Raw genomic sequence first — 11,275 nt, 5'->3', positions numbered from 1 at the left:
GAATTCGCAGTTCCATGATGTTGGTGTCCTTCCAGGGCATTGGTACCCTCCTTGTGGAGGTCCATCGTCCCTGTCTCGTCACCTGCACGCTGCGAGAAAAGTGTCACCCATCCGCCCCGGTCGTACCACGGTGACGCCTAACCCCTCGCTCAAGCGGAGCGCCAACGGCAGGCCACCAGGCCCGGTCTGGCGGTACGCGGTACATTTTCGCCAGTCCGGGCCTGGCGCCCTGCCGTCGGCGCCCGCTTAGCTCGAACGTTAGGCCTCGCAGAAATCACCGATCAGTGCAGGCTGCGCGCTTCGCTGATGCCGCCCCTGAACAATGGCTTTCGCTCTGACGGAGTCGGATCAAGTCCGAAGAACTCTCGGATGCGTAGACAATGCGACGACACACCAATCAAGGAGATCGCGAGTGAAACCCTACGACATCGAAGTGCAGCGCTTGAAGTCGATGAAGCACGACAAGGGCTTGATCGAAGTCAGCGTTGATGCACTGGTGATGTCTCGCCAACTACGGGACGACGAAGCGGGTTCTACTTGTCTACGAATTCCTGTTGAGCATGCGCGCACGCTCTTGCTGCTGTTGAAGCAACAGTTCGCAGCTCTGGACAAACTGCAACCACGCAGTCGGCGGTCGGGGCGTGCCTAAAGTAGCGGTCAGTATGTTGGTACAAAAGTACACGCACAGTGCGGTGGCCTCCGCCGCGAGGCCTAACCCCTCGCTCAAGCGGAGCGCCAACGGCAGGCCACCAGGCCCGGTCTGGCGGTACACGATACATTTTCGCCAGCCCGGGCCTGGCGTCCTGCCGTTGTCACCCGCTTAGCTCGAACGTTAGGGCGCACAAGAGAGCCACTGTGATTCGCATAGAGCCGATTAACTCCAAAGACCCGTCCGTGGCTGATCAGATCAGAACCGTCTTTGCGCTCGCGTACACCCAGGAGGCAGAATTACTGCAAGTGAGAAATCTCGCATCATTTGAACGAACTGCATCAGAAATTCAACAAAGCGACGAGTTCTTTCTAGGCGCAATTGATGGGAACTTCATTGTTGGAACATTGAGCCTGGGACCCGATGACGAACCAGGACAAATTTCAATTTCATCCTTGGTGGTCCACCCGAGCTATCAGCGTCGCGGCATTGGCAGGTCTCTCCTGGCTGCTGCGCTGCAGCGCGCAACTGGCTTCGTTCTCTCAGTAGCAACCGGAATGCAGAACAAGCCCGCGCTCCAGCTTTACCAAGAATTTGGCTTTGTCTCGTACCGCAACGGCGTCCTCGGCCCCGAAAATCTTGAAATCGTCAAGTTGCGTGCGAGTGCGCCCTAACCCCTCGCTCAACCGGAGCACCAACGGCGGGCCACCAGGGCCCGGCCTGTGGCAAATGGTGCATCATCACAGCCCGGGCCCTGGCGTCCCACCGCCGGCGCCCGGTTAGCTCGAACTTTAGGCCTCACAGGAAGCCATGCCTGTGCACCATCATTTCAACAGCCGACCAGTCGTTTTCGGACGTCAATGCCACGTTTCGCAGGCTCCCCAGACTTTCCCGTAAGGGTTCCTCCAAGCGTTGACCCCCCATTCCAACCAGTTTCGGGCAGAATCCTGGGCCAGAAGCACCCCATTCTGCGCACCACAGTCATGTCAGCTTTGTTACCTTGATGGCTAAAACACGTTAGGCCTCACAGGAACCGGTTGTGGCGCACCACCATTTTCAACAGCCAAGCAGCCCTTGCCCCTGCACTGAAGTGCATGCCACTAAGGGTCAACCCGCATTGGCACCTATGGCAATATCCGGATGCATGCACCCAGTTCTTGCCATAGGCACCAGGATCGCTATGCTGTCTAAAACACGTTAGGCGTCACACCAGAGGCAACTGGCGTCACTCCAGCAGCTTTCCGCAAAATGCACCGCCAAGGTCGTACCGGATGAACTTGAAGGCCATCTCCTTGCTGCTTGTGCTGCTTCAAGTGGCGTGCGTGATCGTTTTGATCGCTTTCCTCGTCAAGCCCGATCTTGTCGCCAGTTACCCCAGAGCATTCACCGGCCTAGTCCTGGTGGGCATTTCCGTTGGAGTAGCCAGCTTCATCAACGCTGCACTACTCAAGAGGCAGCGTCGCCTTGATGATGAAGTGAAGCAAAGGTAGCTCCTGCAAAGAGGGTCCCAAGCCCAACCTGGGGGCATAGTTCGAACTTGTTGAGTACTTGAGCCACTTGAATCAGAGTTTCCAACTCATCGCTCATCAGTGACGCCTAACCCCTCGTTCAACCCCGACCCGCTACGGCAGGCGCTGTAAGGCCGGTCCGCGCCAGCAGTAACATCGTCGCAGCCCGGCCTTACAGCACCCGCCTCCACGGTCGGGGTTAACTCGAACGTTAGGCGTCAGAGCACTCTCGCGCAGCGTTCCGGCAGGAAGTGCGCCCCTCGGCGCGAACAAGACAGTCGCGGCGCACATGCGGGCGCTCTAAAGACAGCACTTCTTGTACTTGACTCCGCTTCCGCAAGGGCACGGGTCATTTCGCCTAACCTTGGCAACTTTCCTGCGACCCTTACTCAGCGCATCCCAGATATCCGAACTCGGCGTCGGGAGATCTTTGGTCAATTCGTCCAGTGAGGCGTCTTGCTTCCAGCGTTCGTTCAGGCTTAGCCCGAACCGCAATCTAACGGTCGCAGAGTCGAGACACACCCCCAGCCAAGAGTCGGCTTTGTGCGCATACTTTCGTCGCTCGCAATGTCGCTGAAGATCGGCCATAGCATCAGCAATGGCGGCATCACTAACGTGCGCTGTAAATCCGACATCGCCAAAGAGCATGGTCAGGTCGTGCGTGGCGCCATCGCGTCGCGCCTTTACCGCTGCCAAGTTGATTGCGCGATTCGCATCCTTGATTGCGTCACCACTCATCGCAAGCAATAAGAAACCCAGATCGATCATTCCTGGGTCAGCCTTCTCCTCAATGTCCTCGATTAAATGCCACAGGATCGTTCCATCGAATGCGGTGAGTATTCCTTCAGGGGTGGTCTTGCCGGGTATGCCTTCGCGCCTAGCGAACATGGCTATGTCTAGGTCTGAGGCGATGCTGCCATCTAGTGACATCATGGTAAGGTTGCCCTCAACCCAAAGATTCTTCTTCAGGTGATACGAGAGGATGGTGAGTTCTTGTGCTGCGAGCACGCTGTCATCTATTCCAGTCCGACGATTCAAATAGCTCAGGAATCGCAACGGTGATTGCAGCATTTCCGCCAAGGCGTCGAGCGCGAACACGTCGAGGACGAACGGCGGCCTGATGGCCTCTGTCTCTTGATGCTTTAGGAACTGCCTGGCTTGGAAGCTAAGCGCGGGATAGTTGTCCGACACCACACACAGAATGTAGATCTCTTTAAAACTGCGCGATGTCGCGAGTTCCTTGCCGGCCGTGTCAACAAGCGTATATGTGGCGTCAGTGAGAGCAGTGGCGCACAGGCGTCCTTGATCATACGAATCCTGAACGCTCTTCTTGAAATCGTCTTTCAGGACCCTGTCGTTTCCCTTCCGTGCTTCTATCGTCAGCCGCTTGGATTTCGACTGAAGGACGATCGCGCGGTCTGCGAAGACCACCAGCACATCGATCTCGCATAACTCCCTTCCCTTCGACTCGAACACATGCACATTTGCGAACACGTTCTCTCTACCGAACACGCTCACGAGGCGGCTCTCGGAAAACTCTTCAGCGAATCGTCCGCGGTTATTGGTCGCGGTTCCTTGATATGCCTTGTCGGCCATCATCCAATAGAACGGCGCCTCGTAGAGAGCTTCACCAAGACCATACATCTGAAGCAGCAGATAGCTCTCTCCAGTGCGTTCGATTAGTGGGAACGCATTTGCGGCATTGAAATCATGCAACGCGGCAAAAGCGTCGTTTCCGTGCGCTTCCCCGATAGTGAAGGCACTCAGCACGTCCTTGACAAGTGCCTCGTCTAGCCCAGCTTCAGTAGCGATCTCGCTTGCGGTGAACTCAAATCCAGGCAAGAAAGTCCACTCATCGGGTGAAAGCAGCCGCATTGCTTCTAAACGCTCAGGCACCTTGCGAGATTGAACACGCTCGACTGCAAGAACTACCTGCTTGGCCACATGTACGCCAAAGCCCTTGTTTGCTTCCAACCAAGCGTTGTCAGCCTGATACTTAGTAGGAGCGAGATCGCGATATTGAAAGTTATAGGCAGACTCACCGCTGTAAAAGATCGCTTCCCGAAGCGCCTCCGCGTCTTCGAAGGGGTTGCGACCCTGTTCGGCAAGCTTCTTCCAGTCGCCAATCCTGTACGCCGCGGCTGACATCGCGCGGTGAAGTTCAAGCATCAACCCATCGGTGGCTTTGACGTATTCGTCCAGCACCTTGGCGGCAGGCATGGAGTCGTCGATCGGAGCTTGGATCATGAGGCCGATGAGGGTAGATATCTCTGTGCGAGACAGCCTCTCCATCGACGACATGCGATACAAATCCTCCGCCTTCATCTCGCCTGAATATCGGATGATGTTGTCGCGAAAGCAAACGTGAGCGATTGCGTGGATGTAGCCAGGCGAGCGGCAGAGGAGTTTGAGTTCGTCGAAGACTTGCTGTTCTGTGCGCACTTCGCAACTTTCTAGAGTGGTGGATGAAGAGGCCAAGCCTGTACGCCAACCCGCATTACCGTTGACCTGGTGCGCCATGCCACTTCGAGATCGGCTAGCAGCCGAGCGCCTGGCGCTCGCAAGTCGAGCCAGCTGGTCGAACAGAGTAGACGTTCGTGGTCCTCGATGCAAGGCGCTGCGCGCCCTGCATGGTTCCTGGTAGTCACCGCAGACGCGGAGTACCGCGACTGCTCAGGCACTAGCGCTGGCGGCAGCGTGCGGCGTCGCTATTGCGGGACGACCATCCAATCTCGCACACTGACGCCTAACCCCTCGCTCAACCGGACCTGCTACGGCAAGCACCGTAAGCCTGGTCCGAGGCACATGGTGCATCATCTCGTACCAGGCTTACGGTGCTTGCCTCCGCAGGCCGGTTAGCTCGAACGTTAGGCCACGCAAATACCCTCACCTCGGCAGCTTTCACGACATCCTCCAGCCGCACTAAATGCATCCCCTCATCAGCATCGCTGCGGCTCAGAAGGCGACAAAATTCCGCGAGCATATGCCTCGTCTTAGGGCAGTACGAGTATTCACGCTGAAGCCCACATCACAAGTGAAAATCAGCCACGACTTCCACCACTACGCCGAGAATTTAACCGGCCAGCTCTTTGGCGTCACCGCCTACGCCTCGCCAGCGCAGCACCGAGGAAAGACACCCAGCCTGGCCAGCAGTCGCAGCTCAGAAACGTTGGCGTCCTCGTGTTGGGCGCCTGGTCCAAGCAGAAGCTGGTCGTCCCGGCAGTGCCACCAAATCAACTCAAGACAAGGCGGGCAACACTGGCAGCAAAATGCGTGGCCTAACACGTCGCTCAAGCTGAGCCCCAACGGCAAAACACCAGGCCCCGGCCACAGGTACGCTGTACATTTTCTGTGGCCGGGGCCTGGCGTTTCGCCGTTGGCGCCAGCTTAGCTCCAACGTTAGGCCGCACAAACGCCTTCAGCGCCACTCCAGCATGAGTATCGAAATCTACGGCAATCGGTTTCGCCACGGACAGCCCTTTGGACTCCAGGTCACGGATCTGTCGCGAGCTATGGATAGCCTGATCTCCAAGGTCGAGCCCGAGGAATTCATGCTCGACCTTGAGTTCAGTGGAGGAGTTCTGACTCCATTGCGTTTTATGGCAAAAGAGGCGGAGACAACATCCTTCTCCATCGCGCGTCCCACCGAGGATCGGCGCCTCTACGAGGCACTGCACCAACTCCTTCGTCACGAAGGGGTCGTGGTGTATGCGCCAGGAAGTCCACCTGTGGTCGGTCACCACAAGTCGGCGACACATTTGCCCGAAGAGATCACCGAAGCCTTGGGATCGGGTGTGTTTATCTCCTCCGCCATCGAACTGCGGAACACACTGTTCGGCGTGTAGCCAGTGCGGCCTAACCCTTCGCTCAAACTGACCCGCTACGGCAGGCCTTGTAAGCCCGGCCTGAGGTACCCTGTACATTTTCTCAGTCCGGGCTTACAAAGCCTACCTCCGCGGGCAGCTTAGCTCGAACGTTAGGCCGCAAAAACCCGATCCTGTGGCTCACCAACTATGGAGAAGAAATTGCGCGATGGTCAGCTGCTCGAATTTCACTACTACCTTGCGGACGGGTTGCATTCCATTGATGCACTTCGCCTCAACAAACTAGAAGCAGAAGCACTTGATGTCTTTTTGTACATCTCAAACCAGCTTGGTTACGATGTAGCCCTTGAGGCGACTACCGCAACCGAAGGTGGGTACAGGCAAGTCTGGCGATTCGTCAAGAATCCTAAGAATGTGGCAGTTACGGCGGTCATCGCATCCACGCTGGTTGGGGGCGCAACCGTCGCTGCATCTGTGCTCAACGCACTGATCGCTGCCGCAGTACAGATCTGGGTAGCACCACCAAAGTCCGATCCGGAACTGGAGAAGCTGCAGCGCGATCTCCTCAAAAAGTCGATTGAGGAGAAGGAACTCGATATCTCCAGGAAGCGGAACGAGGCCGAATCCGCCGCAAGGAAGGAAATTCCGGATAGCGATGCGACACCGCAGATTGCTCCCGAGTTCCAGATTTCAACCCAAATGAAACCTCTTCAGTTGGACGTAAGGGTTGTCTCGCGCAGATCGAACTATTATCGGCTACTACTTGGTGAGCAACGCGTCACAGGAGTAGGGCTCGCCTGGAGTGAAACTCCCACGAACTACGTACGAGAACAGAGGTACATCCCGCGGAAGGAATTCGTCAGTTATATTGTGCCAACGGAGCCGACGGCTCCGGAAATAGTTCCCAACGCCTTCGTTGAGATAGTTGCACCTGTTATCCGTTCAACGGACGCCAAGTGGCGTGGTGTGTACCTTGGGAAATCAATATCCTTCGCTATGCGTGATGCAGACTTCAAAGGCGGAATTCTTCGGAAAGGCATTCAGTTTCAGAGTGGAGACTCAATAGAATGCATACTGCGAATTAGCTACAAGATCAACGAAGTAGGCGAAGAGATCATTTCTGGATACGAAGTTCTCGGCGTAACCAAAATGTCGAACACAGCCGAAGTCGGAACTGGCGCTCGACGCACAAGCCTGAAATATCAGAGCAAAGTGCCTCAAGAGCAACTACTCTTGAATTTTCTCACTGACGAAAATGATGCCGACTAAGGCAGTCTGTCGTCCAGCTCATTGCGGCCTAACCCCTCGCTCAACCGGACCAGCTACGGCAGGCCACCTTGGCCCGGGCTGAGGTACACGGTACATTATCTCAGCCCGGGCCAAGGCGTCCTGCCTCCGCTGGCCGGTTAGCTCGAACGTTAGGCTGCACAGAAAGAGCCCTTCTCACAGCCACTATGAATTCAACACCCCAGTTCATCATCTTCGTCGGCGCCGCTCTGCTCATGGCGGTCACTCCGGGTCCGAACATGATTTATCTCATCTCTCGGTCCATCTGCCAGGGTCGAGCCGCAGGTGTGATGTCTTGGTTCGGCGTCGTCCTTGGCTTTACTACACACATGCTCTGTGCGTCCATCGGACTCACTGCATTGTTCATGGCCGTGCCGCTTGGCTACGAGATTCTGAAGTTTGCCGGTGCAATCTATCTGCTGTGGCTTGCTTGGCAGGCCGTCCGACCCGGAGCACGTTCCCCATTTGAAGCAAAGAATCTGGCGCCCGAACGGCCTCGCAAGCTGTTCATGATGGGCTTGCTCACCAGCATCCTAAATCCGAAGGTCGCAATCTTCTACCTCTCGGTTCTGCCTCAGTTCATCTCACCCGAAGCAGGCTCGGTTCTAGCGCAGAGTCTTGTGCTTGGCATCACTCAGGTTTGCATCGGATCGAGCGTCAATCTCGTCGTCACCTTGTCGGCCGCAGCAATAGCCGGGTGGTTTGCCAAGAACCACTTGTGGCTTGCCATCCAGCGCTACGTCATGGGCCTGGTGCTTGGTGTCTTGGCGGTCAAACTTCTCACGCAGCAGCGCAGTGCAGCCTAACCCCTCGCTCAAGCGGAGCACCAACGGCAGGCCACCAAGCCCGGGCCGGTGGTACGCGGTACATTTTCACCGGCCCGGGCTCGGCGGCCTACCGTCGGTGCCCGCTTAGCTCGAACGTTAGGCCTCCCAGGAAGCCACCTAGGTACACTACCGCAATGATAAGCCGCCGCCTGGAACTCGCCCTCGAACGCCTGCAACCTTCAGACTGGGGAAGATTCGAGCGCATCGCATCCGCGTTTTTAGCGACCGAGTTTGACGAACTCCGCACAGTTGCGAATCCAGGAGGAGACGAGGGGCGAGACGCCGAGCTGTTCTCGCCACTTACGGAGCCCGCGGTCGTTATCCAATACTCCGTAGCAGTCGATTGGCGGGCAAAGATCAACAAGACTGTCCGCAGACTCAAGGAGACGATTCCTAGCGCCATAGTTCTCGTCTATGCGACAAACCAGATCGTCGGTTCCCAATGGGACGATCTGAAGAAAGCACTTCGCACGAAGCACGGGCTCTCCCTCGACATTCGAGACCGCAACTGGTTCGTAGAACGCGTGCTCGGCAGCGCCGCTAGGCAGCAGGCAGCTGAAGAACTATCCACAGCCATCGTTGATCCATATCTCTCGTCCGCTGGCGTCGGCCCACACGTTCAGAGCGAACTCTCCTCTCCAGAGGCTGTTGCCGCAGTAACCTTTCTTGGCCTGCAATGGCAAGACGAAGTTCGGGAAAAGGGACTGACCAAGATTGCCTTTGAGGCCCTTGTTCGCGCGGCTCTAATAAATACTGATAGCAGCAACAGGCTGCAACGATTGGCTGTCCACACCGCGGTGGCGAACCTCCTTCCCGGCCACCCAGATGCACAAGTAAGTTCTTTGGTTGATGGCGCACTCAAACGGCTAGCCAAACATACCGTAAAGCATTGGCCCAAGGAAGACGAGTTCTGCTTGGCCCATGAAGAATTGCAACGACTAAACGAGTTTCGCGTCAAGGCGGCACTTGCCGAAAGCAACCTTATGGCCGAAGTCCAGGCCGTCGCCAAGCTTCAAACTGCCGCACTTAATCTTGCAGAGAACGAAGTTATCGAATTCACAAACTGCCTTAGGAGCGCGACTGATGCCGTTCTTCTTGAACGAAGCCAAGCCTTTGCGATGGCAGTCTATTCCGGGACGCTAGCCGAACTCGCCGATGCGGACTTCACGACAACCTTAACATCGTCAATCTCCAAGACAAAGCTAAAGAAGACTGCTGGTGTCGATTGGATTGCCAAACTCAGAGGCGCAGTACGCGAGCTGCTCATAAGCGATACACCTTCCATCCAAGCATACCTTCGATCGCTGTCCGATGCGTATACATTAATGGCGTTCCTGAAGCAAACGCCTGACGTGCAAGGCGCAGTCGAGAAGATGTTTTCCCACGGCGCTCTATGGCTTGACGCGACCGTAATCCTACCGCTCATCGCCGACACACTGGCGGCCTCAGACGGTGAACGAGGACGCTTCTCTCGCATGATCGAAGCTGCACGCGACGCTGGACTCAAGCTGTATGTCACGCCGGGCGTCATCGAAGAAGTCGAGCGACACATGAATCGCTCGCTTGTATGCGTCCGAATGACATTCGGACAGTGGGAAGGTTCCGTTCCATACTTGCTTGAGCGGTATATCGCCTACGGTAGATCGACCGCGTCATTTCCAAACTGGCTTGAGAACTTTCGTGGTGATGCGCGTCCCTTACAGGACATCGCTGAATATCTTGACGAACAATTCGGCGTCAAGGAGCGCTCCCTGGAGTCGGAGAGAAATTCCTCGTCGCCGGAACTTCGTCATGCGCTGGAAACGATCTGGTACGAGCGCTATGACCGCAGGCGCGAAAAGTACGGTTCTCCGCTCGATGACATGGCTATTACTAGACTCGTCAACCATGATGTCGAGTGCTACGCAGGCGTGGTTCAACTCAGAACCAAAGAACACGCATCGCCCTTCGGGTATAGCGCTTGGTGGTTAACCGTTGATCGCCAAGCCTTCGACTTAAAGAACCGCCTCCGAGGGTATATGAGCGAGACACCGCCAGACTCTCCTGTAATGAGCGCTGACTTTTTGGTCAACTACTTGGCATTTGGGCCCATGAGGAAGCGTGTAACCAAGGCTAAGGAATCGAACCTTCCGCTACTGATGCTCATTGGCGGCGCAACTCAGCTCACCCCTGAACTGATAAAGGAAGCGGAAAACCTTCGGGCCCAACTGAAGGATTTACCTGAGCGTGTCGTGCGGCGTCAAGTTCGGGACCACCTGGACAAGGCGAGATCTAGGATCGGCCCCATCGCGAAGTTGGGCATGGACGAAGTAGATGATGCGCTCCAGCGGGTTGCCGGGGAGGCCTAACCCCTCGCTCAAGCGGAGCGCCAACGGCAGGCCACCAGGCCCGGACCAGTGGTACTCTGTACATTATCACTGGCCCGGGCCTGGCGTCCTCCCGTTGTCGCCCGCTTAGCTCGAACGTTAGGCGTCACAAATGCAGCCGAGCAACATTTCTCTGCGAGTTGGCCAGTGCGACGCGACCTTGGTGCTGATCGCGTGGTCCGCGCTATGGTCGTTTTTCGCCTCGCAGCCGCTTGCTGCTCTACCAGTATTAGCATTTATCAGCGCACCACTCGCCTTACTCGTTGGCTGGCGAGGTCAAGCGCACGCGACACGCTTGCTGACTGGTCAAGCTAGCCTACGCGCCTCAGTTGTTGAAGGCGCCTGTATCGGTGCACTAGCTGCCATTGCACTATTTGTGCTCCCCTGGCTTGTACCAAGGGCGTTTGCTGCTGGCCACTACCTTGACGACTTCGATCCGTCAAAGCCGAAGGAATGGGTCAGTCTCACTTGGGCGCTGGCTCTTCCAACAAGCGGGGGCGCTGTCGTTGGTGCTCTGCATGCTGTCGGCCTTCATTATTTCAATATTCATCTCGTTGCACGTTGGGCGGTGCGGTGACGCCTAACCCCTCGCTCAAGCTGAGCACCAACGGCGGGCCACCAGGCCCGGGCCGGTGGTACGCGGTACATTTTCACCGGCCCGGGCCTGGTGGCCCACCGTTGGCGCCAGCTTAGCTCGAACGTTAGGCTTTGCATTCGACCCTCAACTCACCGCTTCGTCACAAATACATGGCTGCCAATTACCTCCAACGCATTACAGCAAGTATGGCACTGCTTGTGATGTCGCAACTCGTGC

Annotated in this window: 9 protein-coding genes; 8 read left to right on the top strand and 1 reads right to left on the bottom strand. The window is 56.5% G+C overall.

Going from position 1 to position 11,275, the window contains the following annotated elements:
• The first annotated feature begins 412 nt into the window (after positions 1-412).
• From JMV16_RS15855 to JMV16_RS15845, 3 genes are all read left to right on the top strand, one after another.
• The gene (locus JMV16_RS15855; protein ID WP_201495277.1) at positions 413-649 is read left to right on the top strand and encodes a hypothetical protein; all 237 of its coding nucleotides are present in this window, start codon (positions 413-415) and stop codon (positions 647-649) included.
• 245 nt (positions 650-894) lie between these two features.
• Complete coding sequence (locus tag JMV16_RS15850; RefSeq protein ID WP_201495276.1) at positions 895-1,323, top strand: GNAT family N-acetyltransferase; 429 nt, start codon at positions 895-897, stop codon at positions 1,321-1,323.
• Between the two features lie 597 nt (positions 1,324-1,920).
• A complete protein-coding gene (locus tag JMV16_RS15845) occupies positions 1,921-2,139 on the top strand; it encodes a hypothetical protein (protein ID WP_201495275.1) in 219 nt (72 codons plus the stop codon).
• 318 nt (positions 2,140-2,457) lie between these two features.
• On the opposite strand, the gene JMV16_RS15840 is transcribed toward JMV16_RS15845, so the two are convergent.
• Complete coding sequence (locus tag JMV16_RS15840) at positions 2,458-4,677, bottom strand: nuclease-related domain-containing protein (RefSeq protein WP_201495274.1); 2,220 nt, start codon at positions 4,675-4,677, stop codon at positions 2,458-2,460.
• Positions 4,678-5,591: 914 nt separating this feature from the next.
• On the opposite strand from JMV16_RS15840, the gene JMV16_RS15835 reads away from it, so the two are divergent.
• The 5 genes from JMV16_RS15835 (at position 5,592) to JMV16_RS15815 (ending at position 11,038) form a co-directional block, all read left to right on the top strand.
• Positions 5,592-6,002, top strand: coding sequence for a hypothetical protein (locus JMV16_RS15835; RefSeq protein ID WP_201495273.1), 411 nt, complete (start codon positions 5,592-5,594; stop codon positions 6,000-6,002).
• Positions 6,003-6,182: 180 nt separating this feature from the next.
• A complete protein-coding gene (locus JMV16_RS15830; RefSeq protein ID WP_201495272.1) occupies positions 6,183-7,250 on the top strand; it encodes a hypothetical protein in 1,068 nt (355 codons plus the stop codon).
• Between the two features lie 185 nt (positions 7,251-7,435).
• Positions 7,436-8,074, top strand: a complete 639-nt coding sequence (locus JMV16_RS15825) for a LysE family translocator (protein WP_201495271.1) — start codon at positions 7,436-7,438, stop codon at positions 8,072-8,074.
• A gap of 155 nt (positions 8,075-8,229) precedes the next feature.
• Positions 8,230-10,443, top strand: coding sequence for a hypothetical protein (locus JMV16_RS15820; protein ID WP_201495270.1), 2,214 nt, complete (start codon positions 8,230-8,232; stop codon positions 10,441-10,443).
• 130 nt (positions 10,444-10,573) lie between these two features.
• Positions 10,574-11,038 (top strand): hypothetical protein, encoded by a 465-nt coding sequence (locus JMV16_RS15815; RefSeq protein WP_201495269.1) that lies wholly within the window; start codon positions 10,574-10,576, stop codon positions 11,036-11,038.
• Positions 11,039-11,275 lie beyond the last annotated feature (237 nt).

Origin of the sequence: Rubrivivax sp. A210 (assembly GCF_904426505.1) — a bacterium.
In the GTDB taxonomy this organism is placed as follows: domain Bacteria; phylum Pseudomonadota; class Gammaproteobacteria; order Burkholderiales; family Burkholderiaceae_C; genus Rubrivivax.
The sequence above is the reverse complement of the archived record's forward strand: the minus strand, read 5'-3'. Positions and strand labels throughout refer to the sequence as shown.